The organism is Pseudomonas sp. TH41 (genome assembly GCF_016650695.1).
GTDB lineage: Bacteria > Pseudomonadota > Gammaproteobacteria > Pseudomonadales > Pseudomonadaceae > Aquipseudomonas.
Genome location: NZ_JAEKFH010000003.1, coordinates 1,082,497 through 1,105,110 on the forward strand (window position 1 = coordinate 1,082,497; position 22,614 = coordinate 1,105,110).

Consider the following 22,614-nt stretch of genomic DNA (forward strand, 5'->3'; position numbering starts at 1 on the left):
ATCTTGCCTTGGTGAAATTGAAGCGTGCCATCGGTGCGCTTGGGAATCGCCTGCAAACGGTATGGCAAATTCACTGTAGTCGCCATACTGAACTCAGCGAGTGCAACAGTTTCAACCCAATGACGGACCGCAAGAACGGGACTAAATACGGCGCACCTATGAACCTCACCCGAACGCTGATTATTGGTAATTCCGGTTCTGGTAAAAGTTGGCTGGCCGAACGATTGGCCGAACATCTGCAAGTGCAATGGATCGATCTCGATTCGATCCACTGGCTATCCGACGAACACAGCATCGCCCGCCCTCGAGGAGAGTCCTTGGCAATGGCGCGCATCGCGGCCAGTGAAAAGCGCTGGGTGATCGAGGGTGTTTACGGCTGGATAGTCCGCGAACTTATCCATCGCGCTACCGCGTTGATCTGGCTGTGTGTTGATAACGAAAGCTGCATCGCCAATATTGGCCAGCGAGAAAACAGACCGGTCGATGACGAGTTACTGATAGCGTTGCTGGAATGGGCCGGCAGCTACCGATACCGTGAAGACTCCAGCGGATTTTCCGCGCACCAACAATTGTTCGAAGGCTTCAGCGGATCAAAAATCAAACTCATGGATCAAACCGACATCACGGTATTCGCGAAGAACCTGCTACAGGCCAACTAACTCACCCGCAGGGGAACGCCCTTGTTCGAACACATACACATCAATTATCTGCTCGCCACTTATGGTTATTGGGCGGTGTTCTTTGGCTGCTTGCTGGAAGGTGAAACCATACTGATTCTGGGCGGTATGGCCGCTCACCAGCACCTGTTGCGTTTATGGCCGGTGATTGCCTGGGCCAGTTTGGGAGGGATGCTGGGCGATCAATTGTTGTACTGGAGCGGACGGTATTTCGGCGGACGACTTTTGCCGCGTCTGAGTAAACAAAAAGCCGCCATAGACCGCGTGACGGGGCTGATAGCGCGCTACCCGTCGACCGCGATTTTCGCGGTGCGTTTTCTGTATGGCATGCGCTTGGTAGGACCGGTGGTGATTGGAGCCAGCGGCCTGTCGCCGCTGCGGTTCACGGTGTTGAATGCCTTGGGCGCGGTGGTTTGGGCGACACTGTTTGCTAGCGCCGGCTACTGGGTCGGCCAAGCGCTTGAAAGTTGGTTGGGTAACCTGAAACCTTATCGTTTGCCGATTGCACTCACGGTTTTAGCGTTAGGCGTGACGATTGCGTTAATCCGGCATTTGCGCGCCAAAGCCAAGGCACGTCGAGGGTAAGTAGATACCAGTCACAACCGCCCGGAGAACACGATGCGAGTCGGCAAGCCAAATACACTGACGGAGACACCGCCCCGTGTAGGAGCTGCCGAAGGCTGCGATCTTTTGATCTTCAGCGACTTCAGTTCTGGCAAAAATCAAAATCAAGATCAAAAGATCGCAGCCTTCGGCAGCTCCTACACGGGATAGCGTATGTCAGGCAGCACTCACCGCCCGACAAACCCCTCTCACAATCATCTCCACTTCCCGCTCATCGATGGTCAGCGGTGGCAGCAACCGGATGGTTTTGCCCCGGGTCACGTTGATCAGCAAGCCGTGATCCCTTGCAGCGATCAGGGTCAGGTCGCGAATCGCTTGCTTGAGTTCGATGCCGATCATTAACCCCTGCCCGCGGATCGCCAATACGTTCGGATGCTCCGCCAATTCCATGCGCAATCTGGCGAGCAGGCGTTCGCCCTGGCGCCTGGCGTTGTCCAGCAGGCCTTGTTCTTCGATGATTTCCAGCACGGTGCAACCGACCCGGCATGCCAGTGGATTACCGCCGAAGGTACTGCCGTGACTGCCGGGTGTGAACAGGCCCGCTGCTTTGCCCCGCGCCAGGCAGGCGCCGATGGGGATGCCGTTGCCCAAGCCTTTGGCCAGGGTCATGACGTCCGGGACGATGCCTTCGTGCTGGAACGCAAACCAGTGTCCGGTACGGCCAATGCCGGTCTGGATTTCGTCGAGCATCAGCAACCATGCGCGCCGGTTGCACAGTTCGCGGACGGCTTTGAGATAACCGGGCGGCGCCAGTTGTACGCCGCTTTCGCCCTGAATCGGTTCCATCAGGATCGCCACGACCCTTGGGCCGTGGGCCTGTTGGACCTTGTCCAGGGCCTTGAGGTCGCCGAACGGTACTTTGACGAAATCCCCCGGCAGCTGATTGAAACCCAGGCGTACCGCCGGGCCATCGCTGGCGGATAACGTGCCTAACGTCCGGCCATGGAAGGCGCCCTCCATGACCACCACCAGCGGTTGCTCAATGCCTTTGTGCCAGCCGTAAAGCCGCGCCAGTTTCAGTGCAGTCTCATTGGCCTCGGCGCCGGAGTTGTTGAAAAAGGCCCGTTCCATGCCTGCCAATCGCGTCAGTTTCTGCGCCAGCCTTTGCTGCCAGTCGATGCTGTAGAGGTTGGAGGTGTGCAACAGCAACCCGGCCTGTTCGCTGATGGCCGAGACGATTTTAGGGTGGGAGTGGCCGACGTTGGTCACGGCCACGCCCGCCACCGCATCCAGGTATTCGCGACCGTCCTGATCCCACAGGCGTGTGCCCAGGCCTTTGCTGAAACTCAGGGCCAGTGGTTGGTAAGTGCTCATCAGGCAGGCGGCGGTCATGACATCAAGCTCCATCAATTGTCGGTGTTTTTGCAGTATGGTTAGCCACCTGAGCTGGATAAACACGGCAACACTTCAATCATTTTAAAGCTGAGCTTGATAATGGACTTGTTCCAGGCAATGACTGTGTACGTCAAAGTGGTGGAAGCCGGCAGCATGACCGCGGCTGCTGTTCAATGCGAAATGTCCACCACCATGGTGGGCAATCACCTGAGGGCGCTGGAGCAACGTCTGGGGGTGCGCTTGCTCAACCGTACGACGCGGCGCCAGCGGTTGACGGAGTTCGGCACCGCGTACTATCAACGCTGCCTCGAAGTCCTGGGGTTGGTGGCCGATTCCGAGCGTTTGGCCGAGCAGGCACTCGACGAGCCGAGCGGCACCTTGCGCATCACTGCACCGCTGACGTTCGGCACGGAAAAACTGGCGCCGGCGCTGAGTGAATTTGCCCTGCTGTGTCCTCGAGTCAAACTGGACGTGGTCCTCACCAATCGGCGCCCGGACCTGCTCGAAAGCGGTTTCGACGTGGCGTTTCGCTTGGGCAATACCGAGGAGCCCAACCTGATCGCCCGTCCCCTTGTCGACTACACCCTGACCATGTGTGCATCGCGTGAGTATTTGCTTCGCCGCGGCACCCCGCAGATACCGGCGGATCTGCAACACCACGACTGCCTGTCTTTTGCCTATCCGGCCGGTGATGACTGGCAGTCGGTGGAAAAGGAATGGCGCCTGACCGGGCCCGACGGCGAAGTGGCTGTGGCGGTGAGTGGACCGATGTTGATCAACAGCTCTGCGGCGTTGCATCAAGCGGCACGAACCGGCATGGGCATTGTTTTGTTGCCCGACGCGTTGGTGGAGCAAGACCTCAAGGACGGAAAACTGGTGGCCTTGATGCCGGATTACCTACCGCCGAGCCGGCCGATGAACCTGATGTACGCCCAGGATCGCTACCGCCTGCCAAAATTACGCAGTTTCGTCGACTTCGCCCTGCAGATGTGGGGCAAGCACTAGCCGGCTCAATACGCCATGGACTAATCTGCGCGACAAGCAGGTCACTTTGATTCAGGGCGACAGGGAGTGCGACGATGGGGGAAGCATCGAATATCGAGCCGTTGAAGTTCAATCTGTCGGATTTGAACGAAGACATGCTGCACACCATTCTGGAACTGGTCAGCGACGGTATCTGGGACTGGAACGCCAACACCGGGTTCGTCTACCGCAACCCCGGGTGGTACGAAATGCTTGGCTACGCACCTCATTCCCTGGACAACAGTGTGCTGACTTGGGAAAACGTGATCCACCCAGACGACTACCTGCAGGTCATGGCGCAGTTTGATGACTACCTGAATCACCGTGCTCCCGGCTATAAGGCCGAGTTCCGCTGCCGCATGCAGGATGGCCGTTACACCTGGATCGAAGACCGCGGTTATGTGCTGGCGCGCAACGCCGACGGCTCGGTGGCGCGGATGGTCGGCGCGCACCGCAGTATCGAAGACAAGAAGCGCTTGCTCGAAGCGCTGGAACGGCGCAATCACTCCCTCGAAGCCATAGTCGAGGAGCGCACCCGTGAGCTGTCCCGGGTCAATCAGCAGTTGCACATTCAACTTGAAGAAAACCGCAAACTGGCGGAAACCGACGTACTGACATCGGTCGCCAATCGCTACCGCCTGGAAAAAGCCCTGCCCCTGGCCTGCGAGCGAGCCCAACGCTTTCGTCAGCCGCTCTCGCTGATTGCCATGGACATCGACGACTTCAAGAACATCAACGATCACTATGGCCATGCCTTGGGGGACGCGGCATTGGTGCAGGTGGTCGAGAGCGTGAAGCGCTGGGTGCGCGAAGGTGATGTGCTGGCGCGTTGGGGCGGTGACGAGTTCATCATGATTCTACCCAACACCCCGCTGGGCGACGCCCGAACCCTCGCCGGGAATATCCGCGATGGCCTCGCCAGCTTGCTGCCGGTAGGGGACTTTCAAGTGACCATGAGTTTTGGCGTGGTTCAGCGCTTCGACGAAGAACAGCAGACCGGACTGCTGGCCAGGGCCGACCAAGCGCTGTATCGGTCGAAGATCGCGGGCAAGAATGTGATTTCAGGATAAGGGCTATGCCCTCCCCCGTTGGCTCACATCCCCGCCTTCACCAATACCGGTTTCTCCTGATACCGATCCGGATACAGCTGTTTCAACTGCGCGACTTTCGGTAGATCGTTGATCACGATGTACGGATACGTCGGATGCTCGGTCAGAAAGTCCTGATGTTCCTCCTCCGCCGGGTAGAAGCCGTTGTAGGTTTCCAGCTTGGTTACAATCGGTTTTTTGAACGAATGGGCAGCGTCGAGCTGGGCAATGTAGGCCTGAGCGACGCGTTTCTGTTCGCTGTTTTCCGGGAAAATCGCCGAGCGATACTGGGTGCCGCTGTCAGGGCCCTGGCGATTGAGTTCCGTGGGGTTGTGGGCCACCGAGAAGTAGATTTGCAGCAACGTGCCGTAGCTGACTTGAGTGGGGTCGAACGTGACTTCGACGGACTCGGCATGCCCGGTATCGCCATCGCTGACCCGTTCATATTGAGCGGTGTTGGCCGCGCCACCGGCATAACCGGAAACCGCTTTCTTCACGCCTTTCACATGTTGGAACACCCCTTGGACGCCCCAGAAACAACCACCGGCAAAGACGGCGGTTTCGCTGTGGGCCTGGGTGGTTTCGTCGAGGGCGGGCGGGGCGATCACAACCGAGTCTTCGGCCCCGAAAGAGAACGCCGAACAATGGCCGATGACGCTGGCGGCAGCCAGGCCCAGCAGGGTACGGCGCCAGGTGAATGGGGTTTTCATGGGGCTGACTCCTTGGAAAATGAGATCGCTTTCAACCAAAGGTAAAGGCATACGCCGACACACCCGGATCGAGAAATTCGATGCTGAATGTGCGGTCCGTTACGCCGCCGGACTGGCGCACCAACTGGTACAACCGCTGTTCGGTCACCCGGCCACTGCCATCGGGTGCCACGTCAGTACCGTGGTCATCGCCGGGGGCTTTTCCGTCGATCAGCACTTTGAAACGCACCGGTTTGCCATCAGCCCCCGGTCCCAGGACCAGGTGCAGATCACGAGCGTGGAAGCGGTAGACGATACGACTGGCGGGGGCACTGGCCGTCGCCCGCTCCGAGCCGACCTTCCACTGCCCGCCGAGGCTCCAGTCGTTGAGCGCCAATTGCGCCGGTGAGGTGTACGCCGACTCCTTGTCTGGCACCAGACTCGTTTCAGGGACGAAATGCTCCGCACGCTGGTAGCCAACGTAGGTTTCCGGCGATTGCACCTCGTTCATGTCCGGCGCGAGTTGAACGCCCTCGGCGCTGGCATTGATCAAACCGTCCGCAACCTTCGCGGCACCCGCTTCACGCAACAGTTGCTGAATCACCCGTTCCGATTCGGCGTACTCACCCTCGCCAAAGTGGTGATAGCGAATCCGACCCTGAGCGTCGGCAAAATAGTGAGCCGGCCAGTATTCGTTGTTGAAGGCACGCCAGATCTTGAAGTCGTTATCGATGGCCACCGGGTAATTGATGCCCAGGTCTTTCATGGCTTTGGTGACATTGCCGACGTTTCGTTCGAAGGCAAACTCGGGCGCATGGACGCCGATCACCACCAACCCTTGTTCGCGATACTTCTCGGACCAGGCTTTTACATACGGCAGCGTGCGCAGGCAGTTGATGCAGGAGTAGGTCCAGAAATCCACCAGCACGACTTTGCCTTTCAACGCCTGGGCATCGAGCGGTGGCGAGTTAAGCCATTGCAGGGCGCCGTCCAGCGGTGGAAGGTTGCCCTCGACCGGCAATGTGCCCGGTGTTTTGTCAGCAACTTTCATCGCACTGTTGGAGGCTGGGTTCTGCGCCATCATCGTTGCGCTATCGATCGGTGATTTGCCCGCCAGTCGCCCCACCAGGGCTTGCTCGATCCCGCCGGTAGACGCCGTCGAAAACCGCGCCAGAATCCCGGTGTCCAGCCCCAGGGCAATCGCTGCCACACCGGCCAGCATCGCCGCGCCCAGGCCGCGACGGACCCACTCGCCGGCACCGATGGAACGCTTCATCGCCGCAAAGACTTTTCCGCCCAGCAGCAGCGCCACGGCGAGTGACGTGGCGGCACCCGCCGCGTAGGCCAGCAGCAGCAACGTGGTGGCGATACTCGCCCCTTGCAACGCCGCGCCGGTCAGCAACAGCCCCAAAATCGGCCCGGCGCACGGCGCCCAGAGCAGGCCCGTGGCAACACCGATCAGAAAGGAGGCGCCGGGACGCGGCCGGGCATCGGCACCCGCAGCTTCCGACAACCGACTGCCAGCCGCCACCAGTGGGCGGGTCAGGCGCTCGGCCAATCGCGGCAACAACAGCGTCAGCCCGAACAGTGCGACAAACACCAACGCGAGCCAGCGACCGTACTGATTGAGTTGCACCACCCAACCGCCACCGACGGCCGCCAATGTGGCGACTAGCGCGAAGGTCATCGCCATGCCCACCAGCAGCGGCAAGCCGCTCTTGATGAACGGCTGGCCGGTGCGGGCGAAGACAAAGGGCAGTACCGGCAGAATGCACGGGCTGACAATCGTCAGCACACCACCGAGATAAGCGAGTACCAGAAGCCACATAAGGTCGACCTGCAAAAGTGAGTGAAAGGGATCAGGCCGCCAGAGGCTTGAATGTCATTGCCAGACCATTCATGCAGTAGCGCAGACCGGTGGGTTTGGGACCATCGTCGAAGACATGGCCCAAATGACCACCACAGCGTCGACAATGAACCTCTTCGCGCACCACCCCGAAAGACCGGTCCTGACGTGTGGCCACCGCCTTATCCAGCGGAGCCCAGAAGCTCGGCCAACCGGTACGGCTATCGAACTTGGTGGCGGACGAAAACAACGGCAGGGCGCAACCAGCACAGGCAAACGTGCCCTCGCGGTGCTCGTCGTTCAGCGCGCTGCTGTAGGCCCGTTCGGTGCCCTCTTCACGGAGGATGTCGTACTGCTCGTCGCTGAGCAGGGCATGCCATTCGCTGTCGCTGTGCGTCACCTCGAACACCTCCGCCGCGCTGGCCTCACTGACCAGTGCAGCACTCGTCGAAAATTTTGGCAATACACCGATCACCAGGGCTGCAGCCCCCAGCCCACCGCTTGCGAAAAGAAATTGTCGCCGTGAAAACATGGCCGTCTCCAAAAATCCAGGGTGCCTTTCATGGAACACAGCCTAGGCTTGGGTTGATCGCCAAATCCTCACGGAGAATTAAACAATTCGTGATAACTCGAGCCCCGGAAAACCCGCACAATGCGCTCATTGCACTGAAGGATTGAGCTTGATGGAACAGACCAAACGCGTCCTCGTGGTCGAAGACGACCTGCATATCGCCGACCTTATCTGCCTGCATCTGCGCGACGAGCAGTTCGAGGTGGTGCATTGCGCCGATGGCGATGAAGGCATGCGCCTGCTGCAGCAAGGCACCTGGGACGCGCTGATCCTCGACCTGATGCTGCCGGGCGTCGACGGCCTGGAAATCTGCCGTCGCGCCCGTGCCATGGCTCGCTATACGCCGATCATCATCACCAGTGCGCGCTCCAGCGAAATGCACCGGATTGTCGGGCTCGAACTCGGCGCCGACGATTACCTGGCCAAACCGTTTTCCATGCTCGAGCTCGTGGCCCGGGTCAAAGCGCTGCTGCGCCGGGTCGACGCCATGGCCCGCAACCTGAAAATGGATGCCGGCAGCCTGCTCTCGGACGGTCTCTCCATCGACCCGATCACCCGCGACGTGTCCCTCGACGGTCGCCGCCTGGACCTCACGCCCCGGGAGTTCGACCTGTTGTATTTCTTCGCCCGCCAGCCCGGCAAAGTGTTCTCGCGCATGGACCTGCTCAACGCCGTGTGGGGCTACAGCCACGAAGGCTACGAACACACGGTCAACACCCACATCAACCGTCTGCGGGCGAAGATCGAGACCGACCCGGCACAACCGGTGCGCATCCTCACGGTGTGGGGGCGAGGCTACAAATTCGCGGCCAAGGAGGAGCAGCCATGAGGTTAACCCTGACCCAGCGCCTGTCCCTGGTTTTCGCCGTGCTGCTGCTGGTGTGCTGCGGCACCTCGGCATGGCTGCAGGTGCGCTCCAACCAGATGCATGAACAGGAAGTGGTGCAAGGGTTATCGCGGGATCTGGCGCAACACATCGCCCGCGACACGGTGCTGATGGACAACAAAGGCCTGATGCCCAATGCGGTGCGCGATCTGTTCAGCCAACTGATGCTGGTAAACCCCAGCGTCGAGGTCTACCTGCTCGACATCGAGGGCAAGATTGTCGGCAGCGCTGCGCCTGAGGGGCGGATTCACCGGGAACGGGTCGACCTGGCGCCGATCCAGCGCCTGCTCAAGGGCGATGCGCTGCCGATTCTCGGCGACGACCCACGCAGCCTCGATGCCCGCAAAGTCTTCAGCGCCGCGCCGTTGAAGGTCGACGGCAAACCGGCCGGTTATCTCTATGTGGTCTTGCTCGGTGAAGAGCACGACCGCTTCGCCGAACGCGGGGCCACCAGCGCCGCCCTCAATACCGCCCTGTGGTCCATCGGCCTGGTAGCGCTGCTGTGCCTGATTGCCGGTCTCACGGCGTTTGCCCTGATCACCCGTCCGTTGCGCCGCTTGACCGAAACCGTCAGCCAGTTCGACATTGACGGCGTCCCGGTCACGCCGCCGACACCGGCGCCGGCAGAAACAACCACCAGCCACGATGAAATAGCCATACTCGACGCCACCTTCCGGCAGATGCAGGCGCGCCTCGGTGAACAGTGGCGCACCTTGACCCGCCAGGATCAGGAACGCCGTGAGCTGGTGGCCAACATTTCCCACGACCTGCGCACCCCGCTGGCTTCGCTGCACGGGTATCTGGAAACCCTGTCGCTGAAGGACGCTACGCTGTCCCCCGCCGACCGTCGCCGCTACCTGGGCATCGCGCTGGATCAAAGCCGCAAGGTCGGCGGCCTGGCGCAATCACTGCTGGAACTGGTGCGGCTGGAACACGGCTTCGTGCAACCGGTGCTGGAGCGCTTCTCGCTGACCGATCTGGTGCAGGACATCTTTCAGAAATTCGAACTGACGGCCGAGGCACGGCAAGTGCAACTCCGGGCCAACTTCGCGCCCACCGTATCCGCTGTGTGCGCCGACCTTGGCCTGATCGAGCGCGTGCTGACCAACCTTTTTGACAACGCCCTGCGCCACACACCGCAGGGTGGAGCCATCGATATCAGCCTCGTGCCGCAAGGCCGGTTCGTCGAGATCACCGTCAGTGACAGCGGCCCGGGTATCGCCACCGAACTGCGTGAAGGCTTGTTCCTGCGTCCGTTCAACATTGGCGGCGCACGGCGCGACGGCGGACTGGGGCTGCGCATCGTGCATCGAATCCTGCAGTTGCATGGCCGCGAGATCCGTCTGATGGATGTGCCGGGGCAAGGTGCAACGTTCAGCTTTTCGCTGCCCGTGGATGAGGGTACTGCGACGGCCCTGGCTGAGCGTTCGATGAACCTGAATACACCGGGCCAAGCCTGATAGACCGCGGCGCCTCCTTCGCGAGCAAGCCCGCTCCCACATTGGATCTGCGACTCACCGCAAATCACCTGTGGGAGCTGGCTTGCCTGCGAAGAGGCCAGCCCATTCAACAAAGGGCCTGGATCAATCCCGATAACCCGGAGCAACACGGTCGAGCAATCGCAACAACGCCGCCCACGCCAACTGCAGACCATCCGGGTCGCTCAACTGGCCTTCGTCCAGCGGTCGTCCAGGGTCGTTGAACTGGCGCTCGGTGTGTTCGCACACCTCGACAGGCGGCAAAACCAGCTCACCGGCAGCTTGCGCGGCCAGCTGGATTTCACAGGCCTTCTCCAGGTAATACATGCGCAAAAACGCCTGGCTCACCGATTCACCGACGGTCAGCAAACCGTGGTTGCGCAGCATCAGCACCGACTTGTCGCCCAGGTCCTGCACCAGGCGTTGCTGTTCGCTCATGTCCAGCGCCACGCCTTCATAGTCGTGGTAGGCAACCCGACCATAGAACTCCATGGAAATCTGGTTCACCGGCAACAACCCGCCTTTCAACGCCGCCACCGCACAACCGGCTTTGGTGTGCGTATGCAGCACGCATTGCGCGTCGTCACGAGCCCCGTGAATGGCGCTGTGAATCACAAAACCTGCCGGATTCACCGGGTACGGCGACGGCTCCACCGCGCGACCATCGAGGTCGATCTTCACCAGATTGGAGGCAGTGATTTCTTCGAACATCAGCCCATACGGATTGATCAGGAAGTGATGCTCGGGCCCCGGCAAACGTACCGAGATGTGGGTAAAGATCAAATCGGTCATGCGAAAGTGCGCGATCAATCGATAACAGGCCGCCAGCTCCTCACGTAAACGTTGTTCGGTCGGATTCATGTCCGGGCGTCCTCGCTCACCTTGCAGGCGTCCAGCCCTCGCCCCAATGCTTCCCAGCCGTCGAAGCCACGACCCGCAATAAACACCAGCCGTGTCGCGTTAGCCTCTGCTTCATCCGTGGCGGGCAGAAACTGACTGCGAGTGCCGACGTGTTGCAGCCAGTGCGCCTTGCCGCCCTGCGCCAGCACCACCAAGCCCTTGACCCGGAAGACCTCGCTGGGCAGTGCCTGCAGCCACCCACGCAAACGTTCGACGTCAAGCGCGGCAGTGTCCTGCCACAGCCAACTGCTGAACATTTCGCTGTGATCGTCGGTCGACACCCGAGTCATTGGTTTCAGTGCGCGTGGTTCAAGGTCCAGCTCCGAATCCAGCCAAAGGGCATCCGGCAGCTGCGCCTGCACACTGGCGTGAACGCGAGTCCTGGCGCCCAACGCCTCGCGCAGCGTCTGCAACTGCTGGTCGTCGACCAGATCGGTTTTGTTCAACAGCAGTAAATCAGCCGCGGCCACCTGGGCCCTTGCCAGTCGAGCGTATTCACCCTCGAGTTGCAGATGCCGGGTGGCATCGACCACCGTGATCACCATGTCCAATTGCATCTGGCTGCGCAGTTGCGGGTACGCCAGGGTTTGCACGATACGCTGCGGATCGGACACACCACTGCATTCAATGACGATACGCTCAAGCCTGGGTTGCAGCTGCGCCATGCTGGTCAGTTGCGCCAACAGGTCTTCTTGCACCGTGCAGCAAATACAACCGTTTTGCAGGCTGACCACCGCATCCGTGACTTCGGAAACGATGGCCGCATCGATGTTCAACTCGCCGAAATCGTTGACGATCACTGCCAGCCGCCGGCCTTCCGCACGTCGCACCATGCGGTTGAGCAAGGTGGTTTTACCGGCACCGAGAAACCCCGAAACAACGGTCACTGCAATCCGTGATGTGGTCATTTCGCCTTACCCTCCAGCACCGGTGGTTCACCCTGCCAAACCGCTTTCAATCCAGCCGCCGCCAGCGTTGAATGGCGGTCGTAGACCAACTGCCCTTCGACAAAGGTCAGCAGCACGTTGGTGCGATGGATGTAGTTGCGCGCAGGTTCGGCAAACAGGTCGCGGTCGATGACGATCAAGTCCGCCGACTTGCCGACTTCCAGGCTGCCGGTGCTCTGTTCCAGGCCCATGGCCACGGCACCGTTGCGCGTGACCACGTTCAGCGCCTGTTCGAGGCTGATCGGATCGCCGAAGCAGGCCGGGTCGTCGTTCCATGGATTCTGGCGAGTGACCATGGTTTCCAGTGCCAGCCACGGGTCAATCGATGCCACCGGCCAGTCAGTGCCCATGACCGCGGTGCCACCGGCTTCGAGCACGCCCTTGAAATCGTAGATGCGCTTGAGTCGTTCCTGACCGTAGCCCGAACGTGCACCACTGGCGAACGGCGTCGGGTACCAGGCGGCCGGGGAAAATTCGGCGATGACGTTCAGTTCCTTGAAGCGCGGCAGGTTGCCCGGATGCAGCAACGTGCTGTGGGCGCACTGGTGGCGTACACCACTGAAACCGTTACGACGACGGGCTTCGGCCACAGCATCGAGAAACACGTCGGACGCGCCATCACCGGTGCAATGAGCGATCACCCGGATGCCTTTGCTGTCCATGTCCACCACCATGTCGGTGATGTGCTCGGGCGTCAGGTTGAGCTTGCCGCGCCAGCTCGACTCTTGCGGCCATGGCGTCAGCAAGTACGAAGACTTGGGCTCGACCGTGCCGTCGAAGTGGAACTTCACCGCGTTGGCACTCAGGCGTGCGCTGCGGTAGTAGTGACGTTCACCACTGAGCAATTCCCAGCGGCGACGTACCGGGAAAATATCGTCCTGCCAACTGATGGCGGCTTCGATTCGAACGGTCAGCTCACCGCTGTCGTCGAGTTCTTTCAACGCCTGCAAGCGTTGTTCGCAGACGTGCACGTATTTACTGGCGGTCACGCCACGGGAGCTCTGAAAGTGCACGCCATCGCGGTAGGCGCGACGCAGTACGCTGACCGGGGTGGGTGGCATGGCGGCATGGATCATCGCGTAGGCGCCGTCGATCATCAGGCCGTTGGGCTCGCCCGTCAGTTCGTCACGCTCCAGATAGCCGTTGCGCGGGTCTGCGGTGTGACGATCGATGCCGGCCAGTTCCAATGCCTTGGAGTTGACCATCATCGTGCCCCACATCCGGTCGAGCAGCGCCACGGGGCGGTCCGGCATGACGCTGTCGAGCCACGCCCGACCCGGCGTCAATCCGGCCTCGCGAAAGGTGTAACGCACCCAATACTGCCCATAAATCCAGCCGTCGCCCGGATGGGAGTCGGCATAGGCGAGGATGCTTTCACGCAGTTGCTCGGGCGTCGGGTCTTCGATGCCGACATCCAGGTCATCGCTGTAGCGTGGCGCCAGTGCCAGGTCGGGGTGCGTGTGCATATCGTGCAGGCCCGGCATGCAGAACGCGCCTTGCAGATCATGCAACACGGTGTTCGGGCCCTTGAACGCTTGAAGCTCGCTCAGGCTGGCGACACCGATCAACTTGCCGTCGCGGATCGCCACGGCCTCGGCCCACGGGTTCAAAGGATCCTGGGTGTAGATGCGACCGTTACCGAGGATCAGATCGGCGTATGTTCCATGCGCGGAATGGGTCGAGGAAAAGTTGTCGGACTCAGCCATGTAAGCCACCTTTTGAGTTCAGTGCGATAGGAAGGTCCACCGCGCGTCGTGCGCTTCGGCGACCTGTAGATTTTTATTTTTGTCACCCGCAGTGCGGTGCTTACTCCGCCAGAAAAGCCGCGGCGTCCAGTTCGAGCATCACCGGTGTCTGCGTGCTGCCGAGCTGTCCCAGCCGCTCGCGCAAGTGGTGCAGATTGCTCACCCGGTGATGAGGCACGTGGCAGCTTTGCGCCAACGCGGCGAAGTCCGGTGTGAGGATATCGACGCCCAGCAACGGCACCGCTTTGGCATTCATGTAGTCGCGAATTTCGGCGTAGCTTGAGTTGTTCCAGAGCAGCAGAATCACCCCGGCACCGGCCTCTTTGGCGGCGATCAGTTCGGCGCTGGAAAACTGCAAGCCACCGTCCCCCACCAACGCCACCACGGGTCGCAGCGGCAGCGCGAGTTTGGCGCCGATGGCCGCCGGCAATGCGTAGCCGAGGGTCCCGTATCCGGTGCCGGCGTTGAACCAACTGTTGGGTGCAGGCGCCCGATAACCCAAGGCGCCCTGGTACACCGGTTGGGTCGAATCACCGACGATCAGCGGCTGCGGCAAGGCGTCACGAACCGTATCGAGCACCTCCTGCAAGCGACACTGTTTCGGGTTCCAGCCGGCGTGTTCGAGTGCATTCACCTGCGTCACCCGGACACTCGCCCAGGTTTGATCGGCCTGGCGTTGCGGCAGTTGCGCCAACAGCGCACGCATCCCCTGCTCGGCGTCACCGAGCAAACCGACCGTGGCCGGTTGAGCGCCCAGCACCTGCATTGGATCGATGTCCAGACGAATCAGCGGCGCGGTGAACGCCAAAGGCCCCAAACCGAAAAAGTCGTAATCGGTTTCTCCCAACTCGGTGCCGATGGCCAGCACTACATCGGCCTCGGCAAACAGCTCACGACCGTGCGCCGACGACTGCACGCCATCGAGCAACAGGGGGTGTTCGGGAGGGAGCAAGCCTCGGGCATTGGTAGTCAGTGCGACCGGTGCCTGCAAACGTTCAGCGAGTAAGGTCAGGGCCTCACTGGCTCGACGCGCGCCGCCACCGGCCAGGATCAATGGGCGCTGCGCGTTGTTGATCAAGGTCACAGCGGCTTCTATTGCAACGGCCGCCGGTACAGGTGCCACCGGCAAGGCGCGCGGGCGCACATCGAGATTGGCCGCTGACATCTCCAGCACATCCAGCGGAATCTCGATGTGCACCGGTCGCGGCCGCATACAGCCAAACACGGCAAAGGCTCGCGCCAGCACTTCCGGCAATTGATCCGGGTGCTGCACGGTATGGCTGAACGCACAGACGCCGGCGACCATGGCGCGCTGGTCGGGCAGTTCATGCAGATGACCATGGCCCAGGCGCAGGTGCTCGCGGCGGTTGCAGGTGGAGATCACCAGCATCGGCACCGAGTCCGCATAGGCCTGGCCCATCGCGGTGAGAATATTGGTCATGCCGGGGCCGGAAATGATGAAACAGACGCCGGGCTTGCCGCTGGCGCGGGCATAGCCGTCCGCCATGAACCCGGCCCCCTGCTCATGGCGCGGGCTGATGTGTTTCAGGCGACTGCCATGCAAGCCCCGATAAAGCTCCACGGTGTGCACGCCGGGAATGCCGAAGACGGTTTCAACGCCATAGCCTTCCAGCAACTGAACGAGCGCCTGGGCACAACGGGTCATGCAGCACCTCTTTGATGATGGACCAGCCTGGCCCGATGACGAGTTACGCTAGTATTGTTGAACCAACCGATACAACAATCGATTTTTTTTGGCCTGACTGTTCAATTTACGTCACCATATGCAGCCAGTCATGCACGGAATGTGTGGCGAGGGAGCTTGCTCCCGCCGGGTCGCGTAGCGGCCCCAAAACAATGACCTCGTCACACAAGGTACACCTCGGACACAGCGTGCGACTGCTACGCAGCCGAGCGGGACGGTGCGGCGTTCCGACTAGCTCCCTCGCCACAGGATTAGCGTTCGCGCGCGGTCCTGTTCTTCCAACTTTTCAGCGGGATGATTTATGCGTTTTCCATCGATGACCGCCCTTCGTGCCCTCGACGCCGTCGCCCGCCTTGGCAGCGTGTCGGTCGCCGCCCGTGAACTGAACCTGACCCGCAGCGCCATCAGCCACCAGATCAGCAAACTGGAGGAATGCGTCGGCTTCGCACTCACCGAGCGAATTGGTCGGGGCATCGGCCTGACGTATCAAGGCGAACGCTATGCACGTGAGGTGCGCGGGATTCTGTTGAACCTGCTGGACGCTGGTCAGTTGGTCGACGACCAGGAGATCTCTGGCCGGCTGTGCGTCAGTTGCGCGCCGGGGTTTGCCACGTATTGGTTGTGCCACCACATCGGGGCGTTCTTGCGTCAGTACCCGCAAGTGCAATTGCAGCTGATTTCCCCCAGGACACCGGACGACGTCAATAACCCGAGCGTCGACCTGTCCATCGCCTACGGCATTGGCGACTGGCCGGAGATGGTGGTCGAAGAAATCGTTGCACTGCGCTTTTTCCCGGTGTGCAGCCCGCGCCTGATCAACGCGTTGGGCGGTCTGAAAAGCCCGCAGGAACTTGCTGGCTATCCGTTGCTGCACATGACTGATTACTCGGACTGGCGCGTCTGGCTGACCACCGCCGGTGCGTCGGGCGTCAATGCAACGAGCGGCATTCTGTTCTCCGATGCGCACTGCGCGCAGTCGGCATGCATTGCCGGCCAGGGCATCGCCATCGGCGACAACCTGATCAGCGGCGATGCCTTGTCCAAGGGCTTATTGGTGCGCCCCTTCGACATCACCATCGACCTGCACCGCGGCTATTACCTGGCTTGCGACCCGCAAAAAGCCGAACGCGCAGTGGTCCAGGCCTTCAGCAACTGGGTCAAGACCCAACTCCAGTCGTCCCATCAAACCTGGCAAGACCCCCTCTGACAATCCACTAACTGTAGGAGCGAGCTTGCTCGCGAAAACCAGAGAGCGCCGTTGGGCACCGGAATTTACGCGTCATCGTTCGCGACCATCGCGAGCAAGCTCGCTCCTACAGTGTTGCTTATTGAGTAATAAAACTAACCAATACCGGCAAAATAATTCCATTGATGTAGCGATATTTTTAACAATAATGAGCCCAAAGCCCCTGCCGGATTTGCATCCGTCCTCGCACGCCTTGGGGCAATAAAAAGAGGAATGTCCATCGTGTCCAGTGGTTCAGCGATTCAGCTCAGCGCACAAGGTATCAGCCAGTATTACGGTCGTTTTGCGGCGCTGGATAATGTCGATCTTGACGTTCGCCAAGGCGAATTCCTGACCCTGCTGGGCCCTTCCGGTTCGGGCAAGACCACCTTGCTGATGATCCTGGCCGGCTTCCTCAGCCCGACCTCGGGCAAGTTGATGGAACAAGGCGTCGATATCATCAAGCGCTCTGCCGAGAAGCGAAATTACGGCATGGTGTTCCAGGGCTATGCGCTGTTCCCGCACATGAGCGTCGCCGATAACGTGGCGTATCCGTTGCGCATCCGCAAAGTCGCTGCTGAAGAGTGTCAGCGCCGGGTCAAACACATCCTGGAAGTGGTCGGGCTTGGCGCGCACATGCACAAGAAACCGGCCGAACTGTCGGGTGGCCAGCAACAGCGTGTGGCGATTGCCCGGGCGCTGGTGTTCGAGCCGGAACTGCTGCTGCTCGATGAGCCGCTGTCGGCACTGGATAAAAACCTTCGCGAACAGCTGCAAACCGAACTGCAGCGCATCCATCGCCAGGTCGGCACGAGCTTTGTTTTTGTGACCCACGACCAAAACGAGGCCCTGGCGCTGTCGTCGCGCATCGCGATCTTCAACCATGGCCGACTGACGCAAGTCGATACCCCGGAAAATATCTATAACCGGCCCGAGAGCCGCTTTGTCGCCGAATTCCTCGGCAAGATGAACCTGTTCCCGCTGGTGGACATGACTCGCAACGGCCCGACCGCCAGTGGTCGCTGCGGCACTAGCGTGCTGCACGCCCTCGCCCCCAAAGCATTAAGCGGTCAACCGACGGTGTTGGCCGTGCGCCCCGAACACATGGAACTGCACAGGGACTGCCCGACCCGGGACGGTTACAACGTGGTGCCCGCGCAACTCACCGACAAGGTCTACCAAGGTGCCAGCACCCACCTGGCCCTCAAGGTCGGTGGTGATGCGTTGCCCGTCAACCTGTCGGTACCCGGCAACCACCCAGGCGCGCTGATGCCCGGTGGTGCGCCGGTGTGGCTGAGCTGGCCGGTGCAACACAGCTTCCTGCTACAGGCCTGAAGCCGCAAAAAACATGCTTCACAAAGCTCTCTCCTAATGACAACAAAAAGGCCACTGTCCGTAGGGACACCCGCCGACTGAGGACTTGCAATGAGCCAGGATCATCAACGCGACTGTATTGAAGTGCTGATCGAAAAAGCCCGTGGCGGGCAGATCAACCGTCGTACCTTCATGCAGGCCATGGGGCTGCTGGCGGCGGTGCCGCTGGCCCTTCGCAGTGGCATCAGCTGGTCGGCCGACAAGCCGCTGGTGGTGGTCAACTGGGGTGGCGACGCACTGAACGCGTTCCGCTCGGCGTGGACCGACACCTTCACCAAGAGCACCGGTATTCAGGTGCGTATCGACGGTGCAGGCCCGACCGAAGGCGCTGTACGCTCGCAACTGGCCAGCGGTCAGCCAAGCTGGGATGTGGTCGACGTCGAGAGCTACAGCGCCATCGTGCTGGGCCGCGAAAAGATCCTGCAACCGCTGGATTACAACGTGATTCAGCGCGACCACGTGGCCCCGGCGCTGGCCTCCGACTTCGGCATCGCCAGCTATCAGTTCAGCTATGTCATGGCCTGGGACAGCGCAAAATTCGGCGACAACGGACCGAAGACCTGGGCCGATTTCTGGGACGTCAAGAAATTCCCTGGCAAGCGCACGCTGTACAAATGGATGAACGGGATGCTCGAAGCGGCGTTGCTGGCCGACGGCGTACCGGCTGACCAGCTCTACCCGCTGGATGTTGCCCGGGCGATGGCCAAGATCGACGAGATCAAACCCCATGTGCTGTCGTTCTGGAGTTCGGGTGCCGAAAGCCAGCAACTGATGGTCGACGGCGAAGTGTCGGTCGGTGCCATCTGGCATACCCGCGCCAAGTTGCTGAGCGAGGACACCGACAACCGCGTGCGTTGGAGCTTCGACAATGGACTGATCAACTCCAGCAGTTGGGCCGTGCTTTCGGGCAACCCGGCAGGCACTCAACCGGCCATGCAGTTCATTCAGCAAGCGTTGCAACCCCAAGGCCAGCTCAAGCTCTTCGAACTGCTGGGTAACGGTCCTTCCAACAGTGCCACCGAAAAACTGATGTCGGCACAGCAGCTCGAAGCCAACTGCGGGTCCGAAGCGAACCTGAAAAAACAGATCGCCCTGAACGCCCAGTGGTACGCCGATAACTACTCGAAGGCCTTGGAAACGTACCTGACACGGCTGTCCAAGTGAGCCATCGATCATGACTATCACCCTGACCGCTACCCTGACCAAACCCAAGCCCCGGTTCAGCTCGCCGGGCCTGGAGCGTGGTTTGCTGCTGTTTCCACTGCCGGTGTTGCTGCTGATTTTCTACGTGCTGCCGTTTCTGGGCGTGGTGGGTTGGAGCTTCTCGCTACCGACACCGGGCATCGAGCAATACCAGCGGATCGCCACAGACCCGGCGATCCACGACATGCTCTGGCGCACCTTGCGCCTGTGCATGACCGTCAGTTGCCTGGCGTTGCTCATCGGCTATCTGCTGGCCTATTGCTGGATATTCAGCCCACCGTTCTGGCAACGCGTGGTCGAGATCTGCATTTTCATTCCGTTCTGGATTTCGGTACTGGTGCGGGCGTTCGGCTGGCTGATCGCGCTGCGCAGCAATGGTGTGCTCAATGAAGGTTTGTTGGGCATGGGACTGATTGATCAACCGCTGCAATTGAGCCGCAATGAAATCGGCGTGGTCATCGGCATGCTCCACGTGATGATTCCGTATGCCGTATTCCCGTTGCTGTCGAGCATGCGCCAATTGGATCAACGCATTCTCATGGCATCGCGCGGACTGGGTGCCGGTGCGTTGCGCACCTTTTGGCAAGTGCTGCTGCCACAAACGCTGCCGGGCATGTTGGGCGCGTTCATCATGGTCTTCGTGTTCTGCCTCGGCTTCTTTATCACCCCGGTACTGTTGGGGGGTGGGCAAACAGTGATGATCGCCGAATACGTGTTCCTGCAAATGTTCCAGACCAGTAACTGGGGCTTGGGGGCTGCGCTCAGCGTGGTGTTGCTGGCTCTGGTCAGCGCATTGATCTGGGTGCTGCTGAAAATCACCCGCCTGAATCGACTGGTCGGCTGAGGTTACTTATGAACACCCATCGCACAAGCCTGAGTACCCGGTTGCTGGCCGTGATTGCCATGGCCTTTATGTTGTTCCCGTTGCTGACGGTCATTCCGGTGTCCTTCACCAGCAAACGCTTCCTGTCGATGCCGGAAGGCAACTGGTCGTTGCGTCATTACGAAGCCCTGATCAGCAACCCTGACTGGTTCCATGCCATCAGCCAAAGCCTGACCATCGCGCTCGCCACCAGCGTGATCGCCACCTTGCTGGCCGCCAGTTTCAGCCTCGGCATCTGGTACATGCGCTCGAAACTGGCCACGGCGCTGATCGGCCTGGTGCTGCTGCCGATGGCCATTCCACCGGTTATTTCGGCGCTGGTGCTGTACTTCATGGAAACCAAACTCGGGCGCTACGCACCGGGAATCGGCTACGACACGTTGACCGGCGTGGTGATTGCTCACGTGATCATGGTGGTGCCGTACGGTGTCGTCACCATGTTGGTTGCCCTCAGCCAGATTGACCGGCGTATCGAACTGGCGTCACGCAACCTCGGCGCCAGCCTGATGCAGACCACGTTCATGGTGATCCTGCCGAACCTGAAACTGGGCATCGCTTCCACTGCGCTGCTGGCGTTTGCCCTGTCGTGGGAAGAAGTCGCGGTGACGCTGTTCATCACCAGCGTCAACGTCGATACCCTGCCGAAACGGATCTGGAGCGGTTTACGCGATAACGTCGACCCGAGTGTTGCCGCCATCTCCGTACTGTTGATCTCGCTGACGTTGCTGGTGTTGATCGGTCGCCTGGTGGTCCAGCACCTGGCCGATAAACGCGCACAGAAACTGCTCCACCCGTGAATCGTTCGGGGAAATAGTCGCCTGCTGATAAAGCAGTGCGGCTATTATCCCCGCACCCTTTTCGGCACGGACGCTGCGCGATGCTCAACATTCTGCAAAATACCCCGCTGTGGGTTTACGCGGTCTTTCTGCTGCTCTGCTACTTCGGCGTCAAAGCCCTCTCCCCTACCCGCGAAAGCAAAACCTCATTGCTGGTCACGCCGCCCATTTTGCTGGGCTGGTCGCTGTACTCGCTGAACCTGACGCTCAACCCACCGCTGTCCATCAGTTGCTGGCTGGCCGCCGTGATGTTCGGCGGCGTCGTCGCGCTGATGATTTTTTCGAGCAAGGGTGTGGAACGGGATGAGGCAGGAACCGGGCTGATCGTGCCGGGGACGAACAAGACGTTGGCGCTCTATCTGCTGTTTTTTGCCGTTAGTTACTACTTTGGGTATCAGGCCGAGGTTGCTCCGGAGCACTCGGCGGGGTTGCCGATGGTATTACTCAAAGCGTGTGCCTCAGGCTTTGCCAGTGGATTGTTTTGCGGACGTTCGCTCAGGTTTTATCAAATGTTCCGCTCCCTGAAGACCGCCCCCCTGTAGGAGCGAGCTTGCTCCGGGCGGCGTTCCGACGATGGTCTTGAAAGCAACGCGTTCATTCAGGACGAACGCGTTATCGTTAACGTCCTTCGCGAGCAAGCTCGCTCCTACAAGGGATCGGGGTAGATCTTTTGCCCGTTGGCCTGTTGGGCCGTGACAACGCTGCCTCGGTCCAATAGATTAGGCGGCCTGAAAAAGCCCTGTGCTTTCTCGCCTCAATTCAAGTTAAAAGAAGTAGTGAAATTTCAATGTCCGATTCCAATACCGCTGAATCCGTAGTCACCTTGTCGTCCAAAGCGGAATACGAAAACTCCATCAATCTTTCACAGCACGTGCCACAGGCCAAGACCATCAGCGAGATGGTCCTGGACGCTTTTCAATCCACCCGGGAAAGCGACCAGCTCCGCGAGCTGCGCGCCGCGATTCGCCAGGCTCACGACAGCTTCGATGACGATAAAGCCTACGAACTGATGGGCGAACTCAAGCAACTCAAGGACGCCGAGGCTGCCGACATTGCGGCCCTCGAAGACCTGAGCGGCAAATTCCCGATCAGCCGCATTCTCTCCAGTTTCAAGGACGATCCGGCCTTTCAGGAATTGGTTTACGGGCTGGCGTTGAAGGTGCTGAACCAGACGCATCAGGCCATCAGCAACCCGAGCAGTGGCAAGAGCAAGGCTGCACGCGCCAAGAAAGACGTTGAAGTGTTCACCATTAGCAAAGATGGCATGAGTGTCACGCTGCCTCTGCGTACTCCGCGTTCGCGCCTGAATGTTGACCGTGATGCGCTGGAGTTTCTGGGCTTTACCTTTGTTGGTGAAGGCGAAGAAGCTGAGCTGGACGGTGAGACGTTCCTGGACAATGCCGGGGTTGAGCAGGCGATCAATCGTAAGAACATCATTACTGCGCTTCAGCAGCAGACTGCGTTTGATGGCTATAGCATTGCGGCTCAATAACACGGCCTTACAGCGGGGCTCGCTGGGGCTTTGATTCGGTGCATATCCATTTTTTAGGCTAGGGCCACTTAGGGTTCCGCCCTTACG

The 22,614-nt window shown here is 60.2% G+C and carries 21 protein-coding genes; 13 read left to right on the forward strand and 8 right to left on the reverse strand.

Features of this window, described 5'->3' with window-relative positions:
- Positions 1–158: 158 nt before the first annotated feature.
- On the forward strand, positions 159–659 hold the full coding sequence (locus tag JFU37_RS07710; protein WP_201116447.1) for a shikimate kinase: 501 nt from the start codon (positions 159–161) through the stop codon (positions 657–659).
- Between the two features lie 21 nt (positions 660–680).
- Positions 681–1,262 (forward strand): DedA family protein, encoded by a 582-nt coding sequence (locus JFU37_RS07715; protein WP_201114707.1) that lies wholly within the window; start codon positions 681–683, stop codon positions 1,260–1,262.
- 195 nt (positions 1,263–1,457) lie between these two features.
- Here JFU37_RS07715 and JFU37_RS07720 read toward each other — a convergent pair whose 3' ends face one another.
- On the reverse strand, positions 1,458–2,633 hold the full coding sequence (locus tag JFU37_RS07720) for an aspartate aminotransferase family protein (RefSeq protein WP_201114709.1): 1,176 nt from the start codon (positions 2,631–2,633) through the stop codon (positions 1,458–1,460).
- Between the two features lie 102 nt (positions 2,634–2,735).
- Between JFU37_RS07720 and JFU37_RS07725 the strand changes: the two genes are divergently transcribed.
- Positions 2,736–3,641 (forward strand): LysR family transcriptional regulator, encoded by a 906-nt coding sequence (locus JFU37_RS07725; protein WP_201114711.1) that lies wholly within the window; start codon positions 2,736–2,738, stop codon positions 3,639–3,641.
- A 74-nt stretch (positions 3,642–3,715) separates the two neighbouring features.
- A complete protein-coding gene (locus JFU37_RS07730; protein ID WP_201114719.1) occupies positions 3,716–4,729 on the forward strand; it encodes a sensor domain-containing diguanylate cyclase in 1,014 nt (337 codons plus the stop codon).
- Positions 4,730–4,752: 23 nt separating this feature from the next.
- Here JFU37_RS07730 and msrA read toward each other — a convergent pair whose 3' ends face one another.
- The 3 genes from msrA to msrB are packed head-to-tail and all read right to left on the reverse strand — an operon-like array spanning position 4,753 to position 7,814.
- Positions 4,753–5,457: a peptide-methionine (S)-S-oxide reductase MsrA gene (gene msrA, locus JFU37_RS07735; protein WP_201114720.1), complete on the reverse strand. Its 705-nt coding sequence runs from the start codon at positions 5,455–5,457 to the stop codon at positions 4,753–4,755.
- Between the two features lie 31 nt (positions 5,458–5,488).
- Entirely contained in the window at positions 5,489–7,264 is a 1,776-nt protein-coding gene (locus JFU37_RS07740; protein ID WP_201114721.1) for a cytochrome c biogenesis protein DipZ, read from the reverse strand.
- Between the two features lie 31 nt (positions 7,265–7,295).
- Positions 7,296–7,814 (reverse strand): peptide-methionine (R)-S-oxide reductase MsrB, encoded by a 519-nt coding sequence (gene msrB / locus JFU37_RS07745; protein ID WP_201114722.1) that lies wholly within the window; start codon positions 7,812–7,814, stop codon positions 7,296–7,298.
- Between the two features lie 151 nt (positions 7,815–7,965).
- Between msrB and JFU37_RS07750 the strand changes: the two genes are divergently transcribed.
- Positions 7,966–8,682 (forward strand): response regulator transcription factor, encoded by a 717-nt coding sequence (locus JFU37_RS07750; protein ID WP_201114723.1) that lies wholly within the window; start codon positions 7,966–7,968, stop codon positions 8,680–8,682.
- Complete coding sequence (locus JFU37_RS07755) at positions 8,679–10,199, forward strand: sensor histidine kinase (protein ID WP_201114724.1); 1,521 nt, start codon at positions 8,679–8,681, stop codon at positions 10,197–10,199. Before JFU37_RS07750 ends, JFU37_RS07755 begins: the two co-directional genes overlap by 4 nt.
- A gap of 123 nt (positions 10,200–10,322) precedes the next feature.
- On the opposite strand, the gene JFU37_RS07760 is transcribed toward JFU37_RS07755, so the two are convergent.
- The 4 genes from JFU37_RS07760 to JFU37_RS07775 form a co-directional block, all read right to left on the reverse strand.
- Positions 10,323–11,078 (reverse strand): class II aldolase/adducin family protein, encoded by a 756-nt coding sequence (locus JFU37_RS07760; protein WP_201114725.1) that lies wholly within the window; start codon positions 11,076–11,078, stop codon positions 10,323–10,325.
- Positions 11,075–12,025, reverse strand: coding sequence for a CobW family GTP-binding protein (locus tag JFU37_RS07765; protein ID WP_201114726.1), 951 nt, complete (start codon positions 12,023–12,025; stop codon positions 11,075–11,077). The genes JFU37_RS07760 and JFU37_RS07765 overlap by 4 nt, the downstream gene beginning before the upstream one ends.
- Positions 12,022–13,770 (reverse strand): amidohydrolase, encoded by a 1,749-nt coding sequence (locus JFU37_RS07770; RefSeq protein WP_201114728.1) that lies wholly within the window; start codon positions 13,768–13,770, stop codon positions 12,022–12,024. Before JFU37_RS07770 ends, JFU37_RS07765 begins: the two co-directional genes overlap by 4 nt.
- Before the next feature lie 100 nt (positions 13,771–13,870).
- Complete coding sequence (locus tag JFU37_RS07775) at positions 13,871–15,475, reverse strand: 5-guanidino-2-oxopentanoate decarboxylase (protein WP_201114730.1); 1,605 nt, start codon at positions 15,473–15,475, stop codon at positions 13,871–13,873.
- 340 nt (positions 15,476–15,815) lie between these two features.
- On the opposite strand from JFU37_RS07775, the gene JFU37_RS07780 reads away from it, so the two are divergent.
- The 7 genes from JFU37_RS07780 to JFU37_RS07810 all read left to right on the forward strand — a co-directional run bounded on the left by JFU37_RS07780 (position 15,816) and on the right by JFU37_RS07810 (position 22,527).
- Complete coding sequence (locus JFU37_RS07780; RefSeq protein ID WP_201114732.1) at positions 15,816–16,721, forward strand: LysR substrate-binding domain-containing protein; 906 nt, start codon at positions 15,816–15,818, stop codon at positions 16,719–16,721.
- Between the two features lie 261 nt (positions 16,722–16,982).
- Complete coding sequence (locus JFU37_RS07785; RefSeq protein WP_201114734.1) at positions 16,983–18,074, forward strand: ATP-binding cassette domain-containing protein; 1,092 nt, start codon at positions 16,983–16,985, stop codon at positions 18,072–18,074.
- Between the two features lie 90 nt (positions 18,075–18,164).
- On the forward strand, positions 18,165–19,277 hold the full coding sequence (locus tag JFU37_RS07790; protein ID WP_201114735.1) for an ABC transporter substrate-binding protein: 1,113 nt from the start codon (positions 18,165–18,167) through the stop codon (positions 19,275–19,277).
- Positions 19,278–19,287: 10 nt separating this feature from the next.
- Positions 19,288–20,160, forward strand: a complete 873-nt coding sequence (locus JFU37_RS07795; RefSeq protein WP_201114736.1) for an ABC transporter permease — start codon at positions 19,288–19,290, stop codon at positions 20,158–20,160.
- Positions 20,161–20,168: 8 nt separating this feature from the next.
- Positions 20,169–20,996: an ABC transporter permease gene (locus JFU37_RS07800; RefSeq protein WP_201114737.1), complete on the forward strand. Its 828-nt coding sequence runs from the start codon at positions 20,169–20,171 to the stop codon at positions 20,994–20,996.
- A gap of 80 nt (positions 20,997–21,076) precedes the next feature.
- The gene (locus JFU37_RS07805) at positions 21,077–21,577 is read left to right on the forward strand and encodes a hypothetical protein (protein ID WP_201114738.1); all 501 of its coding nucleotides are present in this window, start codon (positions 21,077–21,079) and stop codon (positions 21,575–21,577) included.
- A 245-nt stretch (positions 21,578–21,822) separates the two neighbouring features.
- Positions 21,823–22,527: a hypothetical protein gene (locus JFU37_RS07810; RefSeq protein ID WP_201114739.1), complete on the forward strand. Its 705-nt coding sequence runs from the start codon at positions 21,823–21,825 to the stop codon at positions 22,525–22,527.
- The last annotated feature ends 87 nt before the right edge of the window (positions 22,528–22,614 follow it).

What these genes read in the sequence shown, in the direction of transcription:
- JFU37_RS07710 (WP_201116447.1), top strand. Translation starts at nt 159, where the DNA reads ATGAACCTCACCCGAACGCTGATTATTGGTAATTCCGGTTCTGGTAAA.
- JFU37_RS07720 (WP_201114709.1), bottom strand. Translation starts at nt 2,633, where the DNA reads ATGACCGCCGCCTGCCTGATGAGCACTTACCAACCACTGGCCCTGAGT.
- JFU37_RS07725 (WP_201114711.1), top strand. Translation starts at nt 2,736, where the DNA reads ATGGACTTGTTCCAGGCAATGACTGTGTACGTCAAAGTGGTGGAAGCC.
- JFU37_RS07730 (WP_201114719.1), top strand. Translation starts at nt 3,716, where the DNA reads ATGGGGGAAGCATCGAATATCGAGCCGTTGAAGTTCAATCTGTCGGAT.
- msrA (WP_201114720.1), bottom strand. Translation starts at nt 5,457, where the DNA reads ATGAAAACCCCATTCACCTGGCGCCGTACCCTGCTGGGCCTGGCTGCC.
- JFU37_RS07740 (WP_201114721.1), bottom strand. Translation starts at nt 7,264, where the DNA reads ATGTGGCTTCTGGTACTCGCTTATCTCGGTGGTGTGCTGACGATTGTC.
- msrB (WP_201114722.1), bottom strand. Translation starts at nt 7,814, where the DNA reads ATGTTTTCACGGCGACAATTTCTTTTCGCAAGCGGTGGGCTGGGGGCT.
- JFU37_RS07750 (WP_201114723.1), top strand. Translation starts at nt 7,966, where the DNA reads ATGGAACAGACCAAACGCGTCCTCGTGGTCGAAGACGACCTGCATATC.
- JFU37_RS07755 (WP_201114724.1), top strand. Translation starts at nt 8,679, where the DNA reads ATGAGGTTAACCCTGACCCAGCGCCTGTCCCTGGTTTTCGCCGTGCTG.
- JFU37_RS07760 (WP_201114725.1), bottom strand. Translation starts at nt 11,078, where the DNA reads ATGAATCCGACCGAACAACGTTTACGTGAGGAGCTGGCGGCCTGTTAT.
- JFU37_RS07765 (WP_201114726.1), bottom strand. Translation starts at nt 12,025, where the DNA reads ATGACCACATCACGGATTGCAGTGACCGTTGTTTCGGGGTTTCTCGGT.
- JFU37_RS07770 (WP_201114728.1), bottom strand. Translation starts at nt 13,770, where the DNA reads ATGGCTGAGTCCGACAACTTTTCCTCGACCCATTCCGCGCATGGAACA.
- JFU37_RS07775 (WP_201114730.1), bottom strand. Translation starts at nt 15,475, where the DNA reads ATGACCCGTTGTGCCCAGGCGCTCGTTCAGTTGCTGGAAGGCTATGGC.
- JFU37_RS07780 (WP_201114732.1), top strand. Translation starts at nt 15,816, where the DNA reads ATGCGTTTTCCATCGATGACCGCCCTTCGTGCCCTCGACGCCGTCGCC.
- JFU37_RS07790 (WP_201114735.1), top strand. Translation starts at nt 18,165, where the DNA reads ATGAGCCAGGATCATCAACGCGACTGTATTGAAGTGCTGATCGAAAAA.
- JFU37_RS07795 (WP_201114736.1), top strand. Translation starts at nt 19,288, where the DNA reads ATGACTATCACCCTGACCGCTACCCTGACCAAACCCAAGCCCCGGTTC.
- JFU37_RS07800 (WP_201114737.1), top strand. Translation starts at nt 20,169, where the DNA reads ATGAACACCCATCGCACAAGCCTGAGTACCCGGTTGCTGGCCGTGATT.
- JFU37_RS07805 (WP_201114738.1), top strand. Translation starts at nt 21,077, where the DNA reads ATGCTCAACATTCTGCAAAATACCCCGCTGTGGGTTTACGCGGTCTTT.
- JFU37_RS07810 (WP_201114739.1), top strand. Translation starts at nt 21,823, where the DNA reads ATGTCCGATTCCAATACCGCTGAATCCGTAGTCACCTTGTCGTCCAAA.